At 71.6% G+C, this 24,963-nt stretch carries 19 protein-coding genes; 16 read left to right on the top strand and 3 right to left on the bottom strand.

What is annotated here, in order from left to right; genetic code table 11:
• Positions 1-240: 240 nt before the first annotated feature.
• From dnaK to H0488_RS23630, 10 genes are all read left to right on the top strand, one after another.
• The gene (gene dnaK, locus H0488_RS09795; RefSeq protein WP_183099094.1) at positions 241-2,097 is read left to right on the top strand and encodes a molecular chaperone DnaK; all 1,857 of its coding nucleotides are present in this window, start codon (positions 241-243) and stop codon (positions 2,095-2,097) included.
• Positions 2,094-2,723, top strand: coding sequence for a nucleotide exchange factor GrpE (grpE, locus tag H0488_RS09800; RefSeq protein WP_312856272.1), 630 nt, complete (start codon positions 2,094-2,096; stop codon positions 2,721-2,723). Before dnaK ends, grpE begins: the two co-directional genes overlap by 4 nt.
• Positions 2,724-2,759: 36 nt before the next feature.
• Entirely contained in the window at positions 2,760-3,935 is a 1,176-nt protein-coding gene (dnaJ, locus tag H0488_RS09805) for a molecular chaperone DnaJ (protein WP_183099095.1), read from the top strand.
• A 5-nt stretch (positions 3,936-3,940) separates the two neighbouring features.
• A complete protein-coding gene (locus H0488_RS09810; RefSeq protein WP_183099096.1) occupies positions 3,941-4,369 on the top strand; it encodes a heat shock protein transcriptional repressor HspR in 429 nt (142 codons plus the stop codon).
• Between the two features lie 210 nt (positions 4,370-4,579).
• Positions 4,580-5,932 carry a DUF445 domain-containing protein gene (locus H0488_RS09815; protein WP_183099097.1) on the top strand — a complete coding sequence of 451 codons (1,353 nt, stop codon included), beginning with the start codon at positions 4,580-4,582 and terminating at the stop codon, positions 5,930-5,932.
• Positions 5,933-5,958: 26 nt separating this feature from the next.
• Positions 5,959-6,882 carry an Abi-alpha family protein gene (locus H0488_RS09820; RefSeq protein ID WP_183099098.1) on the top strand — a complete coding sequence of 308 codons (924 nt, stop codon included), beginning with the start codon at positions 5,959-5,961 and terminating at the stop codon, positions 6,880-6,882.
• Between the two features lie 166 nt (positions 6,883-7,048).
• On the top strand, positions 7,049-7,399 hold the full coding sequence (locus H0488_RS09825; protein ID WP_246371754.1) for a YciI family protein: 351 nt from the start codon (positions 7,049-7,051) through the stop codon (positions 7,397-7,399).
• 48 nt (positions 7,400-7,447) lie between these two features.
• Entirely contained in the window at positions 7,448-8,758 is a 1,311-nt protein-coding gene (locus H0488_RS09830) for an RNA polymerase sigma factor (RefSeq protein ID WP_183099100.1), read from the top strand.
• Positions 8,751-9,362 (top strand): hypothetical protein, encoded by a 612-nt coding sequence (locus H0488_RS09835; protein ID WP_183099101.1) that lies wholly within the window; start codon positions 8,751-8,753, stop codon positions 9,360-9,362. The genes H0488_RS09830 and H0488_RS09835 overlap by 8 nt, the downstream gene beginning before the upstream one ends.
• A 180-nt stretch (positions 9,363-9,542) precedes the next feature.
• Entirely contained in the window at positions 9,543-9,680 is a 138-nt protein-coding gene (locus tag H0488_RS23630; protein WP_220794398.1) for a hypothetical protein, read from the top strand.
• 293 nt (positions 9,681-9,973) lie between these two features.
• On the opposite strand, the gene H0488_RS09845 is transcribed toward H0488_RS23630, so the two are convergent.
• Positions 9,974-10,357: a hypothetical protein gene (locus H0488_RS09845; RefSeq protein ID WP_183099102.1), complete on the bottom strand. Its 384-nt coding sequence runs from the start codon at positions 10,355-10,357 to the stop codon at positions 9,974-9,976.
• Positions 10,358-10,776: 419 nt separating this feature from the next.
• Here H0488_RS09845 and clpB point away from each other — a divergent pair, with 419 nt between their 5' ends.
• Both clpB and H0488_RS09855 read left to right on the top strand, forming a co-directional pair.
• Positions 10,777-13,383, top strand: a complete 2,607-nt coding sequence (gene clpB, locus H0488_RS09850) for an ATP-dependent chaperone ClpB (protein ID WP_183099103.1) — start codon at positions 10,777-10,779, stop codon at positions 13,381-13,383.
• Positions 13,384-13,486: 103 nt separating this feature from the next.
• Positions 13,487-14,578, top strand: coding sequence for a hypothetical protein (locus H0488_RS09855; protein WP_183099104.1), 1,092 nt, complete (start codon positions 13,487-13,489; stop codon positions 14,576-14,578).
• Here the strand turns inward: H0488_RS09855 and H0488_RS09860 are convergent.
• Positions 14,568-15,743 carry a pyridoxal phosphate-dependent aminotransferase gene (locus tag H0488_RS09860; protein WP_183099105.1) on the bottom strand — a complete coding sequence of 392 codons (1,176 nt, stop codon included), beginning with the start codon at positions 15,741-15,743 and terminating at the stop codon, positions 14,568-14,570. The genes H0488_RS09855 and H0488_RS09860 overlap by 11 nt on opposite strands.
• 111 nt (positions 15,744-15,854) lie before the next feature.
• Here H0488_RS09860 and H0488_RS09865 point away from each other — a divergent pair, with 111 nt between their 5' ends.
• Positions 15,855-18,926 (top strand): FAD-dependent oxidoreductase, encoded by a 3,072-nt coding sequence (locus H0488_RS09865; RefSeq protein WP_220794400.1) that lies wholly within the window; start codon positions 15,855-15,857, stop codon positions 18,924-18,926.
• A gap of 1 nt (position 18,927) precedes the next feature.
• Here the strand turns inward: H0488_RS09865 and H0488_RS09870 are convergent, their stop codons facing one another.
• Entirely contained in the window at positions 18,928-19,320 is a 393-nt protein-coding gene (locus H0488_RS09870) for an FHA domain-containing protein (protein ID WP_183099106.1), read from the bottom strand.
• Between the two features lie 769 nt (positions 19,321-20,089).
• On the opposite strand from H0488_RS09870, the gene pyrE reads away from it, so the two are divergent.
• From pyrE to H0488_RS09890, 3 genes are all read left to right on the top strand, one after another.
• On the top strand, positions 20,090-20,635 hold the full coding sequence (gene pyrE, locus H0488_RS09880) for an orotate phosphoribosyltransferase (protein ID WP_312856273.1): 546 nt from the start codon (positions 20,090-20,092) through the stop codon (positions 20,633-20,635).
• A gap of 226 nt (positions 20,636-20,861) precedes the next feature.
• Positions 20,862-23,561 (top strand): fibronectin type III domain-containing protein, encoded by a 2,700-nt coding sequence (locus tag H0488_RS09885; protein WP_183099108.1) that lies wholly within the window; start codon positions 20,862-20,864, stop codon positions 23,559-23,561.
• Between the two features lie 130 nt (positions 23,562-23,691).
• On the top strand, positions 23,692-24,963 hold a 1,272-nt coding region (locus H0488_RS09890), incomplete at its 3' end, for a fibronectin type III domain-containing protein (RefSeq protein WP_183099109.1).

A 24,963-nucleotide genomic window follows, 5' to 3' on the forward strand; every position in this document is an offset into this window, starting at 1 on the left:
GGCCGCACCCGGCGGCACCCGGCGAGCGTGCCGACGGCCACCGCTGCCGCGCCGCCGACCAGCGTCCGCCGCCCGAGAGGGAGGTCACCTGCCATTCCGTGAGCCTGCCACGGCCGATTTCGGCGGGGCGGGAACAACCCCGCTGGCCGGCCCGTTGCACCCTGTGTCAGACTTGAGCCAACTCGACTCAACTTACTTGCTGGGCGTCCGGTCCAGAGCAACAAACGGAGGAGCATCACCATGGCACGTGTTGTCGGCATCGACCTCGGGACGACCAACAGCGTCGTCGCGGTCCTGGAGGGCGGCGAGCCCACCGTGATCGCGAACGCGGAAGGCGCGCGCACGACCCCGTCGGTGGTCGCGTTCGCCAAGAACGGCGAGGTCCTCGTCGGTGAGGTCGCCAAGCGGCAGGCCGTCACCAACGTCGACCGCACCATCCGGTCGGTCAAGCGCCACATGGGTGAGTCGTGGACCGCCGAGATCGACGACAAGACCTTCACCCCGCAGCAGATCAGCGCCTTCATCCTCCAGAAGCTCAAGCGCGACGCAGAGGCCTACCTCGGCGAGACCGTCACCGACGCGGTCATCACCGTGCCGGCGTACTTCTCCGACGCGCAGCGCCAGGCCACCAAGGAGGCCGGCGAGATCGCGGGCCTCAAGGTCCAGCGGATCGTCAACGAGCCCACCGCGGCCGCGCTGGCCTACGGCCTCGACAAGGGCGACGACCAGACCATCCTCGTGTTCGACCTCGGTGGTGGCACGTTCGACGTGTCCCTGCTGGAGATCGGCGAGGGTGTCGTCGAGGTCAAGGCCACCAGCGGCGACAACCACCTCGGTGGTGACGACTGGGACAGCCGGGTCGTCGAGTGGATGGTCAAGAAGTTCAAGGACAACAACGGCGTCGACCTCGCGGCCGACAAGATCGCCGCGCAGCGCCTCCAGGAGGCCGCCGAGAAGGCGAAGATCGAGCTCTCCTCCTCCAGCGAGACGACGATCCACCTGCCCTACATCACCCACGGCGAGAACGGCCCGCTGCACTTCGAGGAGCGGCTCACCCGCGCCGAGTTCCAGAAGCTGACCGCCGACCTGCTCGACCGCACCAAGAAGCCGTTCCAGTCGGTCCTCAAGGACGCCGGCGTGCCGGTGTCGAAGATCGACCACGTCGTCCTCGTCGGCGGCTCCACCCGGATGCCCGCCGTCACCGACGTCGTCAAGGAGCTGCTCGGCGGCAAGGAGCCCAACAAGGGCGTCAACCCGGACGAGGTCGTCGCCGTCGGCGCCGCGCTGCAGGCCGGCGTCCTGGCCGGTGAGGTCAAGGACGTGCTGCTGCTCGACGTCACCCCGCTCAGCCTCGGCATCGAGACCAAGGGCGGCGTGATGACCACGCTGATCGAGCGCAACACGACGATCCCGACCAAGCGGAGCGAGATCTTCACAACCGCCGACGACAACCAGCCGTCGGTCGAGATCAAGGTCGCGCAGGGCGAGCGCCAGATGTGGGCGCAGAACCAGCCGCTCGGCAACTTCGAGCTGACCGGCCTCCCGCCGGCCCCGCGCGGCGTGCCGAAGATCGAGGTCACCTTCGACATCGACGCCAACGGCATCGTCCACGTGTCGGCGAAGGACCAGGCCTCGGGCCGCGAGCAGTCGATGACGATCTCCGGCGGCAGCGCGCTGTCGAAGGAGGAGATCGACCGGATGGTCCGCGACGCCGAGCAGTACGCCGAGGAGGACGCCCAGCGTCGCGCCGCCGTCGAGGTCCGCAACCAGGGCGACCAGCTCGTCTACACGACGGAGAAGTTCCTCGCCGACAACGGCGAGAAGATCCCCGACGACGTCACCACGGAGGTCACCGCCGACCTCGAGGCGCTGAAGAAGGCCCTCGACAACGCCGAGTCCTCCACCGACGAGCTCACCGCCGCGATCAACAAGCTCGGTGAGTCCAGCCAGAAGATGGGCGCCGCGATGTACGCCGCCGCCGAGGCGGACGCCGCCGCGGCCGGTGGCAGCACGGGCGCGACCGGCGAGGGTGACGACGACGTCGTCGAGGCCGAGATCGTCGACGACGAGTCGGGCTCCGAGGACGAGGCCAAGTGACCCAGCACGGCGACGCGCCTGAGGAGCCGGTAGGCCCGGAGGTCGAGGAGGTCGGTCACGACCGTCCCGAGACCCCCGGGCCCGCCGGCCCCGGCGACGCGGCCGCCGAGATGGCGTCCAAGCCCTTCGAGACGCCTCGTCCCTCGGCTCCTCAGGAACCGACCGAGGCCGAGGTCTCCGCGGAGGCCGACGAGCTCGCGGTGACGAAGATGGCGCTGGAGGAGCGGACGCTCGACCTGCAGCGGCTCCAGGCCGAGTACGTCAACTACAAGCGCCGGGTCGAGCGCGACCGCGAGCTGGTGCGCGAGAACGCGACGTACGTCGCCGTCTCGCCGATCGTCGACGTGCTCGACACGATCGACCGCGCCCGCGAGCACGAGCCGCTCGAGGGCGGCTTCAAGGCCGTGGCCGAGCAGCTCGAGCGGATCGTCGCCGGGCTGGGCCTGGTGAAGTTCGGGGAGGTCGGCGACCCGTTCGACCCGACGATCCACGAGGCGCTGTCGCACATCGGCACCGACCCGGAGGTCGAGGTGACGACCTGCAAGGTGGTGGCGAAGGCGGGCTACAAGATCGGTGACCGGGTCGTGCGCGCCGCGCAGGTGCTGGTCGTCGATCCTGTTGAGTGAGCCCCTGGCTCCGCAAGACATCGAGGGAGGTGCGAGATGAGTGAGACCGGCAGCGACAGCGGTATCCGTTCGGACTGGGCGACCAAGGACTTCTACAAGGAGCTGGGTGTCGCGAAGACGGCGACCGGCGACGAGATCAAGAAGGCCTACCGCAAGCTCGCGCGCGCCAACCACCCCGACTCGCACCCCGACGACACGGCCAAGCACGAGAAGTTCAAGCGGGTGGCCGAGGCCTACGACGTCATCGGCGACCCGGAGAAGCGCAAGAAGTACGACCGTGCCCGCGAGCTCTTCGCGTCGGGCTACCCGGCGGGCGGCACCGGGTTCTCCGGTGGGGTGAACCTCGACGACCTGCTGCGCGACCGCGCCGGCGGTGGCGGGGGCTTCGGCGACCTGTTCGGCGACTTCCTCGGCTTCGGCGGCGGTGGCCGCCGGCAGCAGCCGCGGGCGGCGCGGGGCGCCGACCTCGAGACCACGGCGACCATCGGCTTCGCCGAGGCGTTCGAGGGCGTGACGGTCTCGCTGCGGATCACCGCCGACGCGGCCTGCGCGACGTGTTCCGGCACCGGCGGCAAGCCCGGCACGAGCCCGCACCGGTGCCCGACCTGCGACGGCACCGGCTTCGTGGTGGCGTCGGTCGGGGGCGCGTTCTCGATGAACGAGACCTGCCCGGCGTGCGGCGGCCGCCAGCTCGTCTACGACGAGGGCTGCCCGACGTGTCACGGCACCGGCCGCGGCCGCTCGGCGCGCACGATCCAGGCGAAGGTGCCCGCCGGGGTGAAGGACGGCCAGCGGATCCGGCTCCGGGGCAAGGGTGCTCCCGGTGAGCGCGGCGGACCGGCCGGCGACCTCTACGTCACCGTGAAGGTCGGCGCGCACCGGGTGTTCGGCCGCAAGGGCGAGCACCTGACGATCGACGTACCCATCTCCTTCACCGAGGCGGCGCTGGGTGCCGAGGTGAAGATCCCCACCCTCGGCGGCGCGCCGGTGACGCTCAAGATCCCGGCCGGCACGCCCAACGGCCGCACCTTCCGGGTGCGCGGCAAGGGTGCGCCCAGGGCCGACGGCACCCGCGGCGACCTGCTCGCCACGGTCGAGGTCCAGGTGCCGGCACATCTGTCCCACGACGCCCGCGAGGCGCTGGAGGCGTACGCCGCCGCGACCGCCGACTCGAAGCTGCGAGCCGGGCTGTTCGACCGGGCGGAGGGGTGATCCCGATGCCCGACCGCTCGTTCGGCGAACCTCCGCCTCCAGACGCGGCCGTCTTCGTGATCAGCGTCGCGGCCGAGCTCAGCGGGCTGCACCCGCAGACGCTGCGCACCTACGAGCGGATGGGCCTGATCACCCCCGGCCGCACCGCGGGCGGCGGACGTCGCTACTCCTACCGCGACATCGAGCTGCTGCGGGTCATCGCCGAGCTCACCAGCTCCGGCATCGGCATCGAGGGGGTACGCCGGATCCTGGAGCTCGAGTCCGCGGTCGCCACCCTGCGCGCCCAACGCGACGAGCTGCTCGCCGAGCTCGAGGCCGCTCACGAGGCCCTTCGGCAGGCCCTCGGCTCCCGCCCCGCCTCCAGCAGCAGGCTCCCGGCGGTGCGCCCCCCGACCCCGCCCCAGTCCATCGTCGTCTGGCGCCGCCACCACTGATTGCCCGAGCGTGCCGCCGACGGCTGTCTGGCGGCTTTCGCGGGTGGTCAAGGAGGTCGCTCTGCGACCGTCACCAGACCCCTGACGTTATGTGCGACAGTCCGTAGCGCGGATGGGGGTGCCGGGCGCTTTACCAGGCACTACCCTCAGGGCACTCGGTGAACGTCCGGGCCACATGGGGCGGCTCGTTCGGAGGACAGGGGTGCATGCGTGGACGCGGTACTGCAGTGGTTCGAGGACTGGGCCAGCGGTGACCTCACCGGCACGCACGGTGTCAGCTGGTTCGCGTTCATCTCGATCCCCTTCTTCACCGGCATCATCGGCTGGCTGATCAACTGGTCCGGTCTCTGGATGCTGTTCAGCCCGGTCAAGTTCTACGGCTTCAAGGTCCCCGGGCTGCGCGAGGTGGCGACGGTCATCCCGCGCAAGCTGCAGGAGGTGCCGGGCATCCCGTTCGGCCGCGTCGGCTGGCAGGGCATCGTCCCCGCCCGTGCGGCCAAGATGGGCAGCATCGCCGTCGACAAGGTGATCGCGAAGCTCGGGACGCCCGCGGAGTTCTACGCCCAGCTCGAGCCTGAGGAGATCGCCGCCCACATCGTCGCGGTCTTCGAGCCGGACCTCCCGGAGATGGTCGACGAGATCATGACCCGCGAGCACCCCAAGCTCTGGCGCGACCTGCCGGCGCCGCTGAAGGCGGGCGTGACCGCGCGGGTGCAGGCGCAGCTGCCGGCGGTCGTCACGACGATCACCGACGAGATCGGCGTCCACATCAACCAGCTGCTCGACCCGAAGATCATGGTCATCGACCACTTCCGCAAGAACCCCGAGCTCGTGGTCCGGGTCTTCCGCGACGTCGGTCAGCGCGAGCTGAACCTGATGGTGGCCTTCGGGTTCATCTTCGGCTTCCTGCTCGGCATCCCGGTCGCGGTCATCGACCAGACCTGGCACATCGGGTGGCTGCTGCCGCTCCTCGGCGTCGTCGTCGGGTGGACGACCAACGCGCTCGGCATGTGGCTGATCTTCGAGCCGCCGGAGCCGCGCCGGATCCTCGGCATCAAGGTCCAGGGCCTCTTCCTCCGGCGCCAGGACGCGTGCGCGGAGGTCTACGCCCGGATCATCGCCGACGACGTGATCACGCTGGAGCGGATCGGCGACTTCCTCATGGACGGCCCGCGTGGCGACCGCACCCGGCAGATGATCGCGACCGCGATGCGGCCGGCGATCGACAAGGCGGCCGGCCCGTTGCGGGGCGCGGCACGCGTCGTGGTCGGCGCCCAGAAATTCGACAGCATCCGCGAGTCGTTCGCGCTGGAGGCGGTGGGCCGCACCATCAAGCCGTTCCGCGACCCGGTCTTCAGCAAGAAGCAGTCGGAGAAGATCCGGGTGCTGATCGCGCAGCGCACCAAGGAGCTGCCGCCGAGGGACTTCGTGGAGATGATGCGCGCCGCGATCAAGGAGGACGAGTGGATGCTCTACGCCCACGGCGCGATCATGGGAGCAGCGGGCGGCGTCATCCACCTCGGTCTGTTCAACTGGGGTTGGATCCCCGGGTTCCCGCCGTGATCACCGGAAGGCTGTGCTGAGTGACGATGACCGAAGAACTCGACAAGGACGGACTCCCCCGGCTGCCGGCTGTCGCCGGCAACGGGGTCGTCGTCGAGTCCCTGCCGGGCCTTGCGCGGGTCGCGGCCACGGCCGCGATCAACACCACGGGCTGGGGCCTGCGCACCACCGCCCGGAACTGGCGTCGCGTCGGCCGTGCGGCGACCAGCCGCGACGAGGCGGTCGCCCTCATCCGTGAGGTCGGGTCCGTGGTCGGGACGGTCGGCGAGATCGCCCGCCAGGTCGCCGACGGCGTGCCGGTCGGCACCGCCCTGCTCAAGGCCGGCGAGCAGCTCGGCGGAGCGCCCGCGACCCGGTCGCCCGGAAGCGACAACGGCCGCGTGATCGGCGGGGAGGTGGTGGCCGTCCGCTCCACCAGCCTCCGCGAACGCGGCCAGGAGCTGTTGGAGAAGTCCCGCGACGTGTGGGCCACCGACAACCGGCACCCCGCCTTCGACCGGATCCTCGACGACCTGGCCCCCGACGAGGCACGGATCCTGGTGATGCTCCTCAAGAACGGCCCCCAGCCGAGCGTCGACATCCGCACCGGCGGCCCGATCGGCATGGTCAGCAGCCAGCTGGTCGCCCCGGGCCTCAACATGATCGGCGCCCGAGCAGGGCTGCGGTACCTCGACCAGGTGCCGTCGTACCTCAACAACCTGTTCCGGCTGGGCCTGGTGTGGTTCTCCCGCGAGCCGCTGCACGACCACCTCGAGTACCAGGTGCTGGAGGCGCAGCCGGAGGTGCTCGCCGCGATGCACTCGGTGAAGTTCGCCAAGGTCGTGCGCCGCAGCGTGCACCTGACGCCGTTCGGCGAGGAGTTCTGCCGCCAGGCGCTGGTGGACGAGCGGATCGCCACCAGCCACGACCTTCCCGAGCACCACGCGCCGCCGGAGATCGACTCCGACTGACGCCGGCTGCCCCGATGGGCCGGGCTCGTTCGCGGCGGAAATTCTTTGCGCGGCGATGTCGAAGGCGCAGGATGCTGTTCGACGTACGGGTGACTCGGCCACCGAGGAGCGGTGGACACCAACGGTTGAGGAGCAGGCAATGCCGCGTTTCATGGGTTTCGTGAGGATGGAAGAAGGCGGGGGCGCGCCGCCGCAGGCGCTGTTCGACGCGATGGACAAGTACATCGGCGAGCAGGCCGCATCGGGGGCGTTCCTCGACGGCGGGGGACTCTTCGGCACCGAGGACGCGGTGAATTTCGTGGTCCGCAAGGGCGAGACGACCCGCGTCGACGGCCCGTACGCCGAGGCCAAGGAGGTCGTCGGCGGATGGGCGCTCCTGCAGTACGACACCCTGGAGGAAGCGATCGCCGGGCAGCAGGAGTTCGCCGAGCTGCACGCCAAGTACTGGCCCGAGTGCGAGATGGTCGCCACCCTCCGGCAGATCTCGGACCAGGCGCCGGAGGCGCCCGACGCCTGAGCCCGTCGTGGCCGGATGAGGCCGTGCGGCCGGCCCTAGGCTGGCCGCATGGCCCAACCCCCGGCCCGATCAGCGGCGCAGGCGACCGCGGAGACCATCACCGCCACCTGGCGTGAGGAGTCCGCGCGGCTGATCGGCGCACTGACCCGGATGACCCGGGACCTCGACGTCGCCGAGGACCTGGCGCAGGACGCGCTCGTGAGCGCGCTCGAGAAGTGGCCCACCCACGGCGTACCCGACAACCCGGGCGCCTGGCTGATGACCACCGCCAAGCGGCGCGCTGTCGACCTGTTCCGGCGCGCCGACAACCTCCGCCGGCTCTACCGGCTCAAGGCCGAGGAGCTCGGTCATGGCCTGAGTGAGGAGGACGGCGTGCCCGACCTCACCTCGCAGGTGGACTTCATCGAGGACGACGTCCTCCGGCTGATCTTCCTGTCCTGCCACCCGCAGCTGACCCCGGAGTCGCGGGCGGCACTCACGCTGCGTCTGGTCGGCGGGCTGACGACCGCCGAGATCGCCCGCGGGTTCCTGGCTGCCGAGACCGCGATGGGACAGCGGATCTCCCGCGCGAAGAAGACCCTCGCCGAGGCGCGCGCGGAGTTCGAGCTGCCCGTCGGCGACGAGCGCACCGCGCGGCTCGACGACGTGATGGCCGTGATCTACCTGATCTTCAACGAGGGCTACACGGCGACCTCCGGCGACGACTGGATGCGCCCCGAGCTGACCAACGAGGCGATCCGGCTGGCGCGGATGCTGGCCGAGCTGGTCCCGGACGAGCCGGAGGTGCACGGACTGCAGGCGCTGCTGGAGCTGCAGGCCTCGCGCGGCGCCGCGCGCGTCGACGCCGAGGGTCGGCCGGTGCTGCTCGACGACCAGGACCGGAGTCGGTGGGACGAGCTGCTGGTCCGCCGTGGGCTGGGTGCACTGGAACGCGCCGAACGGCTGGCCGCACGCGGGCGTCCGGTCGGCCGGTACTACCTGCAGGCCGCGATCGCGTCGCGGCACGCCCGCGCCGCCACGTCCGAGGAGACCGACTGGCACACCATCGCCCAGCTGTACGACGTACTCGCCGAGGCCGCGCCCGGCCCGATCGTGGAGGTCAACCGCGCCGTCGCGCACGGCCGCGCGTCCGGCCCGGACGCCGGTCTCGCCGTGCTCGACGCCCTCCCCGACGGCGCCCTCCCCGGGTCGCACCTGCTGCCCAGCGTGCGCGGCGACCTGCTCGCCCGCGCCGGGCGCCACGCGGAAGCGGCCGCGTCGTTCCGCGAGGCGGCGTCGCTCACCCGCAACGAGAGCGAGCAGGCGCTGCTGCTGGGCCGCGCCGAGGCGTCCGAGAAGGTGACGGCGGGGGATGCCTGATCCGGTCGGCCCGACGGTCGCGGAGCTCATCGAGCTGTTGGCGCGTGGAGATCAGCCCGCCGCCGTCACCGGGATGTATCGGTGGCTCGACTCCGAGCAGCGGCAGCGCACGTGGAAGGCGTGGCGTCGCGGTCGTCTCGCCCGGATCGAGGAGCCACCCGGAGTGCTCGCACTGATCGCCGGCGAGCGGACCTACTGGATGAGCTGGCCGCCGGCGGACGGCATCGTCGCCGTACCGCGGAACTCCGACATCGACGACTTCGAGCTGTCGGCGCTGACCAAGCCCGACCCGCACACCTACTGGCGGTCCTGGCTGCTGCGCGAACCCGAGACGGTCGAGGCGACCCTCCATCGAGTCGAGCACGACGGCCGAGCGGCCTGGCAGTTCGTCGCACCCGAAGCGGAGGGCGCTCGGTGTGTGCTCACGGTGGACGAGCGGACGGGCCTCCTGGTCCGTGCGGAGCATCCCGAGGCGGGCGTCTTCAAGGAATGGTGGGACCTGTCGGACGAGGTGCCCGACGACGAGACCTTCGCCTACCACGGCGAGTGGCAGCGGGCCGCGGAGTTCTCCCATCGGTACCCGCCCGACTGGCAGCCCACGTAGCCGGTCCGACGGCGTACGCCGCGCGCGGCAACGGCCGTGCGACACCGTGGCGCGGCCGCCCTAGGGTTCGTCGCATGGTGGCTGCAACCGTGCGCGAGTGGCACGAAGACCTCGGTTGGGGAGTGCAGCGCCGACACCCCTGGAGGCTGCTGGACGCACTACTCGCACATAGAGACACCAGTGCTGCGCCGCGACGGCCGCGTCGAGATTGCCGGCTACAAGACGCTGGTCGTCGGCGAGATCGTCGAGCTGGCGTGGGAGTCCGCCGAGCAAGACGGCTTCGCCTTCCGTGCAGTGGCTGTCCAGCGGCCCGGATGATGCGGCAATTGCGGGCACATCGTCGGGACGTCATACGCCACGGCCCCTATGACTGCCGGGACGTATGACGTTGCGCGGGACGTCATACGCCCGAGCGGCGATAGGTCCGCGGACGTATGACGTCCCACCGCCCGCGCCCGCTTCTCGGCAGCAGCGGGGGGTATCGCTGAACGTCGTACCTGAGGTTTCGGCCCCGATGCGGGTCCAGATGGGGCCGGAACTTCAGGTACGTCGTGTGTGATGGCCGCGCCCTCCGCTCGGCAATATGGGTTGCCGCGTGTGGTGACGTTGGTTTAGGGGCGTCGGTGGAAGCGGAGGTCGCCGTTGGGAAGGCGGTCGGCTTCGTATCGTCGGTCGTGGGCGCGGGCGGTAGTGGGGTCGGCGTGGGTGAGGTGGGCGGCCCAGGAGCCGATGTCGCGGGCGCCGGCGGCGTCGGCGACGTCGCCGGACACAGCGAGGACGCGCAGTTTCAGGTCGGTGAGGGTGGCCTCCAGGGCGGTGATCTCCTGGAGCGCGGTGGTCTTCTCGGCCGGGGTCATGTACACCGGTTGCACGTCGCGCACGTCGGTCAACGCGCTCCGGGCGTCCGCGACCGCGCCCAGGATCGGGTGGGGTTGGGGTTGGGGGTGGAGTTGGGCGACCACGGTGTTCCTTTCCGAGATGCTTCTATCGTACACCTGTTCGATTCGGAATGGAACATTCGTTGGGTGGTTTTCACAGAGAGGTTGCCTTGGTTTCGAGGCTCGCTTCGCTCGCACCTCAACCAGCGGCGACGGCGAGCGGCGGTCGCGAGCGGGGTCTCGTGACAGTCGCTGCGCGACCTCCTCGACCACCGGTGGGCAGGGGTCTCGTGACGGTCGCTGCGCGACCTCCTCGACCAACGTGGGCAGGGGGTCTCGTGACGGTCGCTGCGCGACCTCCTCGACCACCGGCGAGGCGTCGCTGGGCGACCTCCTTGGCCAACGGCGAGAATTCGAAGTTGAGTGGAATGGACTCAAGTTTGCGGGCGTTGGAAAGGATGACCTCGGACCCTGGTGAACCTGGGACCGGACCGGTCACGATCAGTCATCACACGACGTCCGCAGGAGCGCCACCCATGAGCCAGTTCGGGGCCGACAAGTTCACCACCCGCAGCCGCGAGGCGATCGAGGCTGCCCAGCTCGCCGCGACCACCGCCGGCAACAGCAGCATCGAGCCGATCCACCTGCTCGTCGCGCTGCTGCTGCAGGAGGGCGGCACGGCCGCGTCGATGATCGCCAAGGCGGGGGCCGACCCGGCGCCGCTGGTCCGGGCGGCGGCGGCGCAGCGCGATGCGCTCCCGTCGGCGACCGGTGCGACGGTCAAGCAGCCCGCCGGCTCGGCGGCGCTGACCCGGGTGCTGGCGATGGCGCTCGACCTCGCGACGTCGATGAAGGACGAGTACGTCGCGACCGAGCACCTGCTGATCGCGCTCGCCACCGTCGAGAGCAGCGCGAAGGACGTGCTGACCGAGGCCGGCCTGACCGAGGCGGGACTGCGCGACGTGCTCACCGCGGTGCGGGGCAACCGGCGGGTCACCTCGCAGGAGGCGGAGTCGACGTACGAGGCACTGGAGAAGTACTCCGTCGACCTGACCGCCGCGGCCGAGGAGGGCCGCCTCGACCCCGTGATCGGGCGCGACGCGGAGATCCGGCGCGTGGTGCAGGTCCTGTCGCGCCGTACGAAGAACAACCCGGTCCTCATCGGCGAGCCCGGCGTCGGCAAGACCGCCGTCGTCGAAGGCCTCGCCCAACGGGTCGTGCAGGGCGACGTCCCCGACAGCCTCAAGGGTCGCCGGGTGCTCAGCCTCGACCTGGCCGCGATGGTCGCGGGCGCGAAGTACCGCGGTGAGTTCGAGGAGCGGCTGAAGGCCGTGCTCGAGGAGATCAAGGACGCTGGCGGCCAGGTCATCACGTTCATCGACGAGCTGCACACCGTCGTCGGCGCGGGCGCCGGCGGCGACTCGGCCATGGACGCCGGCAACATGCTGAAGCCGATGCTCGCCCGCGGTGAGCTGCACATGATCGGCGCGACCACGCTCGACGAGTACCGCCAGCGGATCGAGAAGGACCCGGCCCTGGAGCGCAGGTTCCAGCAGGTCTTCGTCGGCGAGCCGTCGGTCGAGGACACGATCCAGATCCTGCGGGGGATCCAGGAGAAGTACGAAGCCCACCACGGGGTCCGGATCACCGACGCCGCGCTGGTGGCAGCCGCGACCCTGAGCGACCGCTACATCACCGGCCGGCAGCTGCCGGACAAGGCGATCGACCTGGTCGACGAGGCCGCGTCCCGGCTGCGGATGGAGATCGAGTCCTCCCCGGAGGAGATCGACCAGCTCCGTCGCCAGGTCGACCGGATGAAGATGGAGGAGTTCGCGCTCGCCAAGGAGAGCGACGACGCCTCGGTCGAGCGGCTCGCCGCCCTCCGCGCCGACCTCGCCGACAAGGAGGAGGCGCTGCGCGGGCTCGAGGCGCGCTGGGAGCGGGAGAAGAGCTCGCTCGAGGGCGAGGGCGAGCTGCGCCGCCAGCTCGACCAGCTGCGCGTCGAGGCCGACAAGCTGCAGCGCGAGCAGCAGTACGAAGCGGCAAGCGAGATCCTCTACGGCCGGATCCCCGAGCTGGAGCGGCAGATCGAGGCCGCGGCCGCGGCCGACGCCGTCGAGGAGCCCGAGGACAAGCTCGTCGGCGAGGAGGTCGGTGCCGAGCAGGTCGCCGAGGTGGTCGAGGCCTGGACCGGCATCCCGACCGGCCGGATGCTGCAGGGCGAGACGGCCAAGCTGCTCGAGATGGAGTCGGTCATCGGCGCCCGCCTGATCGGCCAGACCAACGCAGTCCGTGCCGTCAGCGACGCCGTACGACGGGCGCGCGCCGGGATCTCCGACCCGAACCGCCCGACCGGCTCGTTCCTCTTCCTCGGTCCGACCGGTGTCGGCAAGACCGAGCTGGCGAAGTCGCTGGCCGACTTCCTCTTCGACGACGAGCGGGCGATGGTCCGCATCGACATGAGCGAGTACGCCGAGAAGCACGCCGTCGCGCGCCTGGTCGGCGCACCTCCGGGGTACGTCGGCTACGAGGAGGGCGGCCAGCTCACCGAGGCGGTGCGGCGCCGGCCGTACTCCGTCGTACTCCTCGACGAGGTGGAGAAGGCGCACCCGGAGGTCTTCGACGTGCTGCTGCAGGTGCTCGACGACGGCCGGCTGACCGACGGCCAGGGACGCACCGTCGACTTCCGCAACACGATCCTGATCCTCACCTCGAACATCGGCTCGCACTACCTGGTCGACCCGACGCTCGAGCCCGAGAAGGCGAGGGAGCAGGTGCTCGCGCTGGTGCGGCAGGGCTTCAAGCCCGAGTTCCTCAACCGGCTCGACGACATCGTCACCTTCGACGCGCTGTCGAAGGGCGACCTGGGCCGGATCGTCGACCTCCAGCTGGAGCTGCTCGAGCAGCGGCTCGCCGTGCGCCGGATCACGATCGACGTCACCGACGCCGCCAAGGACTGGCTGGCCGACACGGGCTACGACCCGGCGTACGGCGCCCGCCCGCTCCGCCGGCTGATCCAGACGGCGATCGGCGACCGGCTCGCCAAGGCGATCCTCGCCGGCACCGTGACCGACGGCGGCAAGGTCGTCGTCGACCGGGCCGACGCGGGTGCCGACGCCGGGCTCGAGCTCCGGGTGGCCTGACCCCCTTGCCGAGTCGGCGCAAGTGCACTTGCGCCGACTCGGCGTCGTCGGGGTGTCCAGTGGCGCCGACTCGGCGTTCGAGGGCGTCTGGTCCAATGGAGGCATGACCGAAAAGGCACCCCGACCAGGACAGGCCACCTTCGCGGCCTGGCTGATCATCGCCGGCTCGGTGGTCCTCGTGCTCACCGCGTGGCAGCGCATCGCGTCGCTGCACACGCTCGAGGTGCAGGAGGAGCTCCAGCGGGTGCTCTCCGAGCCGCCCCTCTCCGGCACCGGGCTGAGCCTCGAGTCGCTCAAGACCACGATCCGGGTGCTCTGCATGGTCGCAGCCGCGGCGGCGACGGCGTCGGCGATCCTCGGGGTGCAGGCGCTGCGCCGCTCGACCAGCGCCCGGCTGGTGCTGTCGTTCCTCGCGCCGCTGGTGCTGATCGGCGGGTTCGCGACCGCCGGGTTCTTCGCTCCGTTGGTCGTGGCCGGCGTGGTCATGCTGTGGCTGCGCCCGACACGCGACTGGTTCGCCGGCCGGCCGTGGCTGCCGGCGACCGCGGGCCAGCAGTCCCGCCGGCCCGATCCGTTCGCGGTGCAACCGCGCGAGGGGATCGACACGCCTGCTCCGCCCTCCGCGCCCGCCGCGCCTCCCGCGTCAGCCGCGGCTCCCGCGCCGTCCTCGGAGCCGCGTCCGGACAAGGGTCCGGGCCCCTACGCCAACCCCTACGGCGCGCCGCTGGCGACGGCGGAGCCGGTCGCGTCGCCGTACCACCCGGCCGCGAAGCGGCCCGGTGCGTTGATCGCGGCCTCCGTGATCGTGGGGGTCTCCAGCGCCCTCGTGTCCGGCGTCCTGCTGCTGTTCTCGCTGATCATGGCCGTCGCGCGCGAGGAGTTCTTCGACGAGCTCGAGCGGCAGCAGCCGGATCTCGACCTGCAGGGGATGTCGCAGGCCGAGCTGGCGACCGGCACCTACGTCATGACCGCGATCGCCGTGGTCTGGAGCGTCGTCGCGGTGGTGCTCGCCGTGCTCGTGCTCCGGCGGCTGCAGTGGGCCCGGATCGCGCTCCTCGCGTCGACCGGTGCCGCGGCGCTGGTCCTGCTCGCCGTGACCTTCTTCAACCCGCTGACGGTCGTGCTGCTCGGGGCGGCCCTGGTGACGCTCTGGCTGCTCCTCCGCGCCGACGTCCAGGCCTGGTTCAAGCGCTGAGGTCGGCGCCCGCCAAGCGGTGGAGCGCCTCGTCGATGACCTCGACCTCCTTGCAGAACGCCCAGCGCACCAGCTGCCGCCCGGCACCCGGCGCGTCCGGGTCGTCGTAGAAGACCTCCAGCGGCACGGCCACCACGCCCGCCCGCTCGGGCAGCGCCCAGCAGAAGTCGCGGCTGCTCGCCCACCCGAGGTGCGAGATGTCCGTGGTGGCGAAGTACGTCCCCTGCGGGACGTACGGCGTCAGCCCGGCCTCCCCGAGACCGGCGACCAGCCGGTCGCGCCGCTCCTGCAGGCTCCGCGCCAGGTCGGCGGGGTAGTCGGCGTGCTCGTCGAGCGCCGTGGCGACCGCCGGCTGCAGCGGCGCGCCGGAGGTGAAGGTCAGCCACTGCTTGGCGGCGAGCAGCGCGCCCACGAGCGGGGCGGGCCCGGTCGCCCAGCCGACCTTCCAGCCGGTGAACGAGTAGGACTTGCCGGCACTGGACAGGGTCAGCGTCCGTTCCGCCATGCCCGGCAGGGTCGCGAGCGGCACGTGCTGGTGGTCGTCGAACACCAGGTGCTCGTAGACCTCGTCGGTCACCACGACCAGGTCGTGCTCGACGGCGACCGCAGCGACCGACTCGAGCTCGGCGCGCGTCAGCACGGTCCCGGTCGGGTTGTGCGGGCTGTTGAGCAGGATCAGCTTGGTGCGCGGGCTCACCGCTGCTCGCAGCGCGTCCGGGTCGAGGCGGAAGTCGGGGGCCCGCAGCGTGACGGGGCGTCGTACTCCTCCGGCGAAGGTGATCATCGCGGTGTAGGAGTCGTAGTACGGCTCGAGCACGACCACCTCGTCGCCGGGATCGACCAGGCCGAGCAGGGCGGCCGCGATGCCCTCCGTGCAACCGGTCGTGACCACGACCTGGCGACCCGGGTCGAGCTCGATCCCGTAGTGCCGCTGCTGGTGGCGGGCGATCGCCTGGCGCAGGGCCGGGATGCCGGGACCGGGGGCGTACTGGTTGGCGCCGGACTGGAGCGCCGTGACCGCGCGCGCGATCACCTCCGGCGGACCGTCGCGGTCGGGGAAGCCCTGGCCGAGGTTGACGGCTCCGGTGCGCGCCGCGAGCGCGGACATCTCGGTGAAGATCGTGGTCCCGATGCCGTCGAGGCGGCGGGCGCTGCGTTGGGTCACCGCCCCATCAAAGCGCAACGTATCCGAACGAACGAAGCGCTGCTGGCGCACAATCCCTAGAATCCGTTCACCGGCGCACCGGGCGCTCCGACACCGATCGGGAGTCTTGCGTTGACCGACCCGCACATCGAGATCCGCGAGGTGGGCAGGCCGCCGCGCGTGGTCGTCGTCGACCACGCGTTGGAGATCGGCCGCGACGGGTCCGGTGTGTCCGTCGCCGACGAAGGTGTCTCGCGGCGGCACCTCAAGCTGCTTCCGAGCCCGCTCGGGTTGTCGGCCGTCGACCTGGGCAGCCGCAACGGCACCCTGCTGAACGGCCTGCCGGTCGAGGGCCGGGCAAGCCTCGCCGACGGCGACGTGCTCCGGATCGGTCGCACCGACCTGGTCGTCCGGCTGCCGCAGGCCGCAGCGCCGGTGCCTGCCGGTCCGCGGCTGCGTTCCCGTGACTCGATCGGCGCGGTGCCGGCGCCGCCACCACTGGTCGCTCCGCCGCGGTCACCGGGAGCCGCCCGGTCGCTCGCCCGGCGCGTGCTCGGTGGACCGGAGACCGAGCCGGTGTTCCGCACCTACACCGAGCTGCCCCATCGGATCCCGCCCGGCGTGTGGCGGGCGGCCCGGGTCGTCAGCGTGACGGCCTACCTGTCGCTGGCGGGGGTCCTCGTCGTCTGGCCCGACACCGGCCTGCGCCTGTTCTTCGGGATCGTCGTCCCACTGCTCCCGGCGCTCTTCTTCCTCGCACCCGGTGTCTGGCGCAACATCTGCCCGCTCTCGTCGGCCAACCAGTCCGCGCGGGTCCTCGGCTTCTCGCTGGCCCGGACCGCCCCGCGGTGGGTGCGCGAGCGCGGCTACCTGCTCGCCATGACGTTGTTCTTCGGGATCGCCGGCGCCCGGCTGGCCCTCTTCAACGACAGTGGTACGGCGACCGCCGTACTCCTGCTGGCCGTGATCACGGCCGCGTTCGCCGGCGGCGTGCTCTTCAAGGGCAAGAGCGGCTGGTGCAGCAGCATCTGCCCCCTGTTGCCATTGCAGCGGCTCTACGGCCAGACGCCGTTCGTGCTCTCGCCCAACAGCCACTGCCGGCCGTGCCTCGCGTGCACGCGCAACTGCTACGACTTCCAGCCCCAGCTCGCCCAGCAGGCCGACCTCCACGACCCCGACCCCACGTGGCACCAGCCGCGCCGCCTGTTCGCGAGCGCGCTGCCCGGGTTCGTCCTCGGGTTCTTCCTGCTGCTCGACCAGCCCGACCTCGGCACGGCCGACACCTATGCCCGGCTCGCGGTCTTCGTGGCGGCCAGCATCGGTCTGTTCTTCGCGCTGGAGACCTTCCTCGGGCTGTCCGCCGGCGTGGTCACCGCGCTCTGGGGGGCGGTCGCCCTCAACCTCTTCTACTGGTACGGAACGCCCCGCTCGGGCGACGCGCTCTCGGCCCTGCTCGGGACCGGCGACCTCACCTGGCTGCGCTGGCCGGTCGTCTCCGTGGTGCTGCCCCTCAACCTGTTCTGGGTGGTCCGGACCTGGTGGGTGGAACGTCGCTACCTCGCCGAGACCGCCGCCGAGGAGGTGACCGACCTCGGGATGCCGACGGTCCCGAGCGCCGAGCGGCCGACCGCGGCCGTGACGACCACGCCGGCGGCCGAGGTGCGGTTCGCCGCTGGCGGCCCGACCGTGCCGGCGACCGCCGGCCAGAGCGTGCTCGAGCTCGCGGAGGACTGCGGGCTGGCGATCGAGGCTGGCTGTCGGATGGGGGTGTGCGGGGCCGACCCGGTCGCCGTCCTCGAGGGTGCCGACCTGCTGAGCGCCGCCGAGGAGGAGGAGCTCGGCACCCTGCGCCGCCTCGGGCTGGCCCCCAACACGCGAATGGCCTGCTGCGCGCGGGTCTCCGAGGGTGAGGTCACGATCAGCCTCGTCCCCGAGAAGGGCTCGCCGGAAGCCACCGCACCGCCCGTCGACTACGACCGCACGATCACCAGCGTGGTCATCGTCGGCACCGGCGTCGCCGGCGTGACGGCCGCCGACTTCGTGCGGCGCGGCCACCCGGACTGCGAGATCCACCTGGTCGGCGCGGAGCCGCACCTGCTCTACAACCGGATGGGCATCTCCCGCGTGGTCTACGGCCGCTCGGCGATGGCCGGCCTGTCGCTCCTCGACGAGCAGTGGTACGACGACAACCAGATCACGACCTGGCAGAACACCCTGGCCACCCGGCTCGACCTGGGGCGCCGGCTCGTCACCCTCGGCACCGGCCAGCAGCTCTTCTTCGACCGGTTGGTGCTCGCCACCGGCTCGCGGGCGACGACCCCGCCGCTGCGGGGGTTCGGCGGCGCCGGCACCTTCGTGCTCCGTACCGCCGAGGACGGCGCCCGGATCCGGGCCTACGCCCAGCAGCACGGGGTGAGGTCCGCGGTCGTGGCGGGGGGAGGGCTGCTCGGGCTCGAGGCCGCGCACGCCCTGGGTCAGCTCGGCCTGACGGTCACCGTCCTCGAACGCAGCGACCGGCTGCTCGCCCGCAACATCGATCGGCGCGCCAGCCAGCTCGTCCACCAGCACCTCACCCGGGCCGGTGTGGCGGTCCGGTACGGCGTCTCCGCCGCCGCGCTGGAGGGCGGGCGCGCGCTCCAGCAGGTGCGGCTCGACGACGGCTCGGTGCTCCCCGCCGGGATCTTCCTCGCGGCGATCGGCATCACTCCGAACACCGACCTCGCCGCTGCCGCCGGCATCGCGGTGGATCGCGGGATCGTCGTCGACGACCGGATGCGCACGAACGTGCCGGGGGTGTACGCGGTCGGCGACGCGGCCCAGCACGACGGCAAGGTGCTGGGGCTGTGGCCGGTCGCCGCCAAGCAGGCCGAGGTCGCGGCCGCGAACCTGCTGGGCCGGGACGAGGTCCTCGCCGTGGACCTGCCGGCGATGATCCTCAAGGGCGTCGACCTGGACCTGACCGCGATCGGCCGGGTGGAGCCGGGGCCGCGGGACGAGGTGTTCACCGAGGACCTGCCGGCGGGCCCGTCGTACCGGAAGCTCCTGGTCGAGGACGGTGTCGTGGTCGGCGTGCTGGTGCTCGGAGCGCTCCCGGAGTTCCTCGCCGCCGCCACCACCGCGGTCAAGCGCGGGCTCCGACTGGACGCCGCGGCCCTGGCCCGGCTCCGCGCGGGTGACTGGATGGCCGTGAAGGCGGCCGGCTGACCTACCCCTCGGCGGGGAGGTGCGTGTAGACCCGCAGTCCGAGCCGCAGGCTGTGGCCGACCGGCAGCGGCACCGGGTCGGGCCCGATCCGCGTCCACTGCGCGTCGCCGGGCGCGGCGATGAACGTCCCGTTGGCAGAACCGGCGTCGCGCACCGTCACCGCCCCACCGGCCACCGAGACGTAGGTGTGGACCCGCGAGATGAGCTGCGCGCCGTCGTCGACCTTGACCGGTGAGGACGTGCCGCGGACCACGGCCGGGTCCTGGTGCGGGTTGCGACCGAAGACGTAGTCGCGGTCGAGCGGCACCCGGCTGCCGTCGTCGGACTGGAGCGACGCGATCGCCTCGGCGATGTGCACGGTCTCGTTGGGAACGGCCCGGAGCGCGGTGCTCACCTCGGCCGCGGTCGGCGGCCGTGGCGTCACGATCGGGGCGCGAGGAGCCGGGGTGGGGGTGGGCGTCGGCGACGGCGTGGGGAGCGGCGTGAACACCGACTGCCCGGCGGAGCGGAGCGGCGACGCAGGGGGCGCGGCCAGCGGNACACCGACTGCCCGGCGGAGCGGAGCGGCGACGCAGGGGGCGCGGCCAGCGGCTCCACGACGGGCGCCGGCGCGGGGGTCGCCGGCCTGCTCGGGGCGGGCGCGGCAGCGGCGGGGAAGGCCGGCTCCGGCTCGAGCACCAGGCCGCAACCGCCCAGCACCCCGTCGCGCAGGTCGGTGCGCGGCGCCGCGGGCACGTCGCCCGGCGCCACCGTCAGGGTCAGGCTCCCGTGCGCACCGAAGACCCGCTCGGTCCAGGTCCACACCTCGGTGCCGGTGACCTGCTGGCCGTCGACGACCACCCGGGCCGAGCCGTGCACGAGCACCCGGCGCGACTGCGGGCCCCCGATGGCGACCGCGAACGCGGGCACGCCCGGCTGGTGGGCTGCCACCAGGCCGGTCAGCTGCCACACCAGGCCGCGCGGGTCGTCGTACGCGCGGGAGACCAGGCGCACCAGGGCGTCGGTGAACGCGTCGCCTCCGGGGGCGACCACCAGAGCGACCGCGCCGTACCGCGCGACCACGCCGTCACCCGGCTGGACCCCGGCGCGGAACCGATCGTCTGCCATGTCACCCCCTCTGCTCACCGCGAAGGATTCCACGTGACGGCACTAGTGTTCACCCCGTGACCACGACCGACCCGGACCTCGCGGCCGACATCGACGCCTGCTGCCGTCTCAGCGGGGAGTTCACGCTCCGCTCCGGCCAGATCAGCAACGAGTACTTCGACAAGTACCTCTTCGAGGCCGATCCCCAGCTGCTCGCCCGGGTGGCGCGCGAGATGGCCCAACTGCTGCCGGCCGACGGCGACCTGCTCGGCGGGCTCGAGATGGGCGGCATCCCGATCGCCACGGCGATCAGCCAGCTGATCGGCATGCCCACCCTCTTCGTCCGCAAGGAGGCGAAGACCTACGGCACCTGCAAGCTCGCCGAGGGTCCGGCGTACGACGGCAGGCGGATCACCCTCATCGAGGACGTGATCACGACCGGTGGTGCCGTCCGCGACGCCACCGACGCGCTGCGCGCCGGCGGCGCGATCGTCGACACGGTGGTCTGCGCGATCGACCGGAGCCCGGAGGGCGTCAACCCGCTCGACGACGTGGGCCTCGAGGTCCGCGCCGTGCTCACCAAGGCCGAGCTCGACGCGGCGCGGGCGGCAGCATCCCGCTGAGGCGGCTTGGGCCGCCTTGGTTTCGAGGCTCGGCCGCGGGCGGCCTCGCACCTCAACCAGCGGCGGCGGCACCTCAACCAGCGGCGGCGGCGCCTCTGAGGCGACGGCGGGTACGTCTCCGGGATGAGTCTCGTCATCCTCGAGATGGAGATCTGAGCGTTCTCCTGCGGTGCCGGGGCGCGAGGTGTGCAATGGCTGCATCTCGCCGTACTCCCCGGAGATGATCATGATCCGAACTCGCTTCTCCCTGCGTTGGTCTCGGTCCATCCCGCACCGCCTCGTCAGCCTTCCGCTGGCCGCGGTCACCGCCCTCGTCGTCGTGTCACTGAGTCCGGCGCCGGCGCACGCCGCGACGGTTCCGGGCCCGCCGACCAACGTCATCGGGACGAAGGCTTCGGCGACGAGTGCGCAGGTGTCGTTCAGCCCGCCGGCGAGCGACGGTGGCGCGCCGATCACCAGCTACACCGCGCAGTGCACGTCGACCAACGGCGGCAACCCTGGGACGGGGTCCGGCAGCGGGAGCCCACTGACCGTGGGCTCGCTGTCCGCCGGCGCCACCTATCAGTGCCGGGTGCACGCGACCAACAGTGTCGGCCCTGGCCCGTTGTCGGCGCCGTCGCCGACCTTCGTCCTCACGACGCTCCCCGGGGCGCCGGTCAACGTGAACGCGACGAAGGCATCGGCGACGAGCGCGCAGGTCACCTTCAATCCGCCGGCGAGCAACGGCGGCGAGCCGATCACCAGCTACATGGCGGAGTGCACGTCGACCAACGGCGGCAACCCTGGGACGGGGACCGGCGGCGGGAGCCCGCTGATCGTGGGCTTGTTGTCCAGCGGGTTCACCTATCAGTGCCGAGTGCGCGCCACCAACAGCGTCGGCTCGGGCCCGTTCTCGGAGCCGTCGTTCAGCTTCGTCCTCACCACGACTCCCGGGACGCCGACTGACGTGACCGCGTCGAAGTTCTCGACGACGAGTGCGCGGGTCGCCTTCAGCCCACCGACGAGCAACGGCGGTGCGCAGATCACCAGCTACACGGCGCAGTGCAACTCGACCAACGGTGGTGCCTCTGGTGCGGTGACCGGGGGCGGGAGCCCGCTGACCGTGAGCGGCCTGTCCAGCGGGTTCACCTATCAGTGCCAGGTGCGGGCCACGAACAGCGTCGGTGACGGTACCTTCTCGCCTCCGTCGGCCCCCTTCGTCCTCACCACGGTTCCCGGGCCGCCGACGAGCGTGAACGCGACGAAGGCCTCGCCGACCAGTGCGGAGGTCACCTTCAGCCCGCCGGCGAGCGACGGTGGTGCGCAGATCACCAGCTACACGGCGGTGTGCAACTCGACCAACGGCGGCGCTTCTGGTCGGACGATCGGGAGCGAGAGCCCGCTGACCGTGGGCTTGCTGTCCAGCGGGTCCACCTATCGGTGCCAGGTGTCGGCGACCAATGCCGTAGGTACCGGTCCGGCCTCGGACCTGACGCCCCCCATCGTGCTCACCGCGGTGCCCGGGATGCCGACCAACGTGACCGCGGTGCAGTCGTCGCCGACGAGCCTGCAGGTCTCGTTCGACCCGCCGGCGAGTGACGGTGGGTCGACGATCACCGGCTACGAGGCCGAGTGCGCGTCGGGCAACGACATGCCAGTCTCGGTCGCGGGAGCGTCGAGCCCGATCGACGTGGACGGCCTGACGACCGGCGCCACCTACGAGTGCCAGGTGCGCGCGATGAACGACGTCGGGTTCGGGGAGTGGTCCGCGACTTCCAGCTTCACGCTCTTCGGTCCTCCCGGAGCGCCGACCGACATCAGCGCGACGGCCTCCTCGCCGACGAGTGCGCAGGTCTCGTTCAGCCCGCCGGCGAACACCGGTTGGACGGCGATCACCGACTACGCGGTCGAGTGCTCCTCGGGCGACGGTGGCGTGACCCGGACGGCGAGTGGTGTCTCGAGCCCGATCACGGTGACCGGACTGACGCCCGGCGCCACCTACACCTGCCAGGTGCGGGCGATCAACAGCGTCGGTCCCGGCGACTGGTCGGTCGTGTCGGACTCCTTCACGATGCCGGCGACGCTGCCGGGGCAGCCGACCGGTGTCTCCGCGACCGCCGCCTCGTCGACCACGGCCGACGTGTCGTTCTCCCCGCCGGCGTTCAACGGTGGGAGCGCGATCACGTCCTACACCGCACGTTGCGTGTCGACCAACGGGGGGATCACTCGGTCGCAGACCGGGGCGAGCTCGCCGATCAAGGTCCAGAACCTCGGCGGCGGCCGGGACTACCAGTGCCAGGTCCGGGCGACCAACAGCGTCGGAAGCGGAGCGTTCTCGCCGTTCACGAGCACGTTCTCGCTACCCGCCACCCGGCCCGACGCACCGACCGTGGTGACGGTCACCGCGGCCTCCTCGACGTCGGCGACCGTCAACTTCTCGCCCCCCGCGTGGAACGGCGGCAGCGCGATCACGTCGTACGTCGCGCGCTGCGAGTCCACCAACGGCGGGATCGCCCGGACCAAGAGCGGTTCCGGTTCGCCGATCACGGTCACGAGCCTCACCAAGGGCAAGAAGTACCGGTGCCAGGTGCGAGCGATCAACAGCGTCGGCGTCAGTGCCTACTCGGCGCTCACCAGCACCGTCACGCTGCCCCCGGGTGTGCCGGACGCACCCCGCAACGTGGCGGCGATCCCGCTCTCCTCCACCTCCGCCCGGGTGTCGTTCTCGCCGCCGGTGTGGAACGGCGGTAGCGCGATCACGTCGTACCTCGCACGGTGCGTGTCGTCGAACGGCGGGATCACCCGGGCGAAGACCGGCACCAGCTCGCCGCTCGTCGTCGCCGGCCTGACGCCGGGCAAGACGTACCGGTGCCAGGTCCGCGCGACGAACGCGGTCGGCAACAGCCCGCTCTCGGCCTTCAGCACGAGCTTCAAGCTGCCGACGTGAGCGCCGCCGGGTCGTTCTCAGGGATGAACGGCATCGTTCCCAGGAACGATTAACGGCCCGCAACGGCGTACCTCGGGCCCGGGAGGGGATTGGCTGTGCACCACAGTCGATCCCTCCCTGGAGTTCCACGATGCCCGAGAAGCGCCGCCACCCGTCACCGATGCGCCGCCGCGCGCGCCGCCTGAGCCCGGTCCTGGTCGTCGCCGCCATGGTGGCCGCGATCCTCACCCTCGCGCCGGCCCCCGCCCAGGCGGCCGCGAAGTGGAACTCCGGCTCGACGAAGTACACGACGATCACCAACTGCCCGTCGATCATCTGGGGCAACCCCTACCAGGAGTACGGCATCGGGGCGTTCGTCTCCTACTGGGGCGACCAGCAGTCGAACCCGATCACCCCGGTGGTCGGCGAGACGACCTACCTCGACACCTACGCCATGCGGGTCGGGTCGCACTGCAGCACGCCGATCATCTACCCCCGGTTCGTGCTGCCGGGCGGCGTGGAGTTCGACAAGACCCAGGCCATCAAGTGCTACTACACGCCGCCGGGCCAGGCCCAGCGCCAGGTGACCCACGCGGGCGAGTGCCCGCAGTGGTCGAACATCTCCGCCAACGGCTACTACTCGAACTCGGTGAGCGGCTGGGGCGGCGGCTGGCCGCTGCCCTCGGTCAACGGCAACAACGGCTCGGCGTGGGAGTTCCTGGTGCCGGTGCGCGCCACCTCGCAGGTCTTCGGCGCGCAGCTGACCACCGAGCTCGGCATCGCCGACGGCAACGCGGGCCCGACCCTCAACCTGACCGTGCCGTTCTACACGGGCCCGGCGCCGGTGACGGCTCCCGGCGCCCCGACCAACGTCACCGCCACCGCGACCTCGCCGACCTCGGCCAAGGTGTCCTTCAACCCGCCCGCCAACAACGGCGGCGCGGCCGTCACCGGCTACACCGCCCGGTGCGAGAGCCCGACCGGTGGCGTCACCCAGACCGTGACCGGCAGCGCCAGCCCGATCACCGTCACCGGTCTGAGCCCGAGCCAGACCTATGCGTGCGACGTGCGGGCCACCAACAACGTGGGCAGCGGCAGCTGGTCGGGCAAGACCGCCAACTTCACCACCCCGGCGGCCACAACGGCGCCGGGTGCGCCGACCAACGTGACCGTGACCTCGCTGTCCGGCAAGAGCGCGCGGGTCGCGTTCAACCCGCCGGCGAACAACGGTGGCAGCGCGATCACGTCGTACCGGGCCCAGTGCCTGTCGTCCGACGGCGGCACCACCCGGTCCGCCGACGGTACGTCGTCGCCGATCACGTTCACCACGCTGTCGCCGGGCAAGGCCTACCGGTGCCGGGTGCGGGCCACCAACGCCATCGGCAGCAGCAGCTACTCGGCGTACTCGGCGACCGTCCCGCAG

Origin of the sequence: Nocardioides pelophilus (genome assembly GCF_014180685.1) — a bacterium.
Taxonomy (GTDB): Bacteria; Actinomycetota; Actinomycetes; order Propionibacteriales; family Nocardioidaceae; genus Nocardioides; species Nocardioides pelophilus.

Excerpts from the sequence above, each read along its gene's own strand:
- dnaK (WP_183099094.1), top strand. The coding sequence starts at position 241 with ATGGCACGTGTTGTCGGCATCGACCTCGGGACGACCAACAGCGTCGTC.
- dnaJ (WP_183099095.1), top strand. The coding sequence starts at position 2,760 with ATGAGTGAGACCGGCAGCGACAGCGGTATCCGTTCGGACTGGGCGACC.
- H0488_RS09810 (WP_183099096.1), top strand. The coding sequence starts at position 3,941 with ATGCCCGACCGCTCGTTCGGCGAACCTCCGCCTCCAGACGCGGCCGTC.
- H0488_RS09820 (WP_183099098.1), top strand. The coding sequence starts at position 5,959 with ATGACCGAAGAACTCGACAAGGACGGACTCCCCCGGCTGCCGGCTGTC.
- H0488_RS09825 (WP_246371754.1), top strand. The coding sequence starts at position 7,049 with ATGGAAGAAGGCGGGGGCGCGCCGCCGCAGGCGCTGTTCGACGCGATG.
- H0488_RS09830 (WP_183099100.1), top strand. The coding sequence starts at position 7,448 with ATGGCCCAACCCCCGGCCCGATCAGCGGCGCAGGCGACCGCGGAGACC.
- H0488_RS09835 (WP_183099101.1), top strand. The coding sequence starts at position 8,751 with ATGCCTGATCCGGTCGGCCCGACGGTCGCGGAGCTCATCGAGCTGTTG.
- clpB (WP_183099103.1), top strand. The coding sequence starts at position 10,777 with ATGAGCCAGTTCGGGGCCGACAAGTTCACCACCCGCAGCCGCGAGGCG.
- H0488_RS09855 (WP_183099104.1), top strand. The coding sequence starts at position 13,487 with ATGACCGAAAAGGCACCCCGACCAGGACAGGCCACCTTCGCGGCCTGG.
- H0488_RS09885 (WP_183099108.1), top strand. The coding sequence starts at position 20,862 with ATGATCCGAACTCGCTTCTCCCTGCGTTGGTCTCGGTCCATCCCGCAC.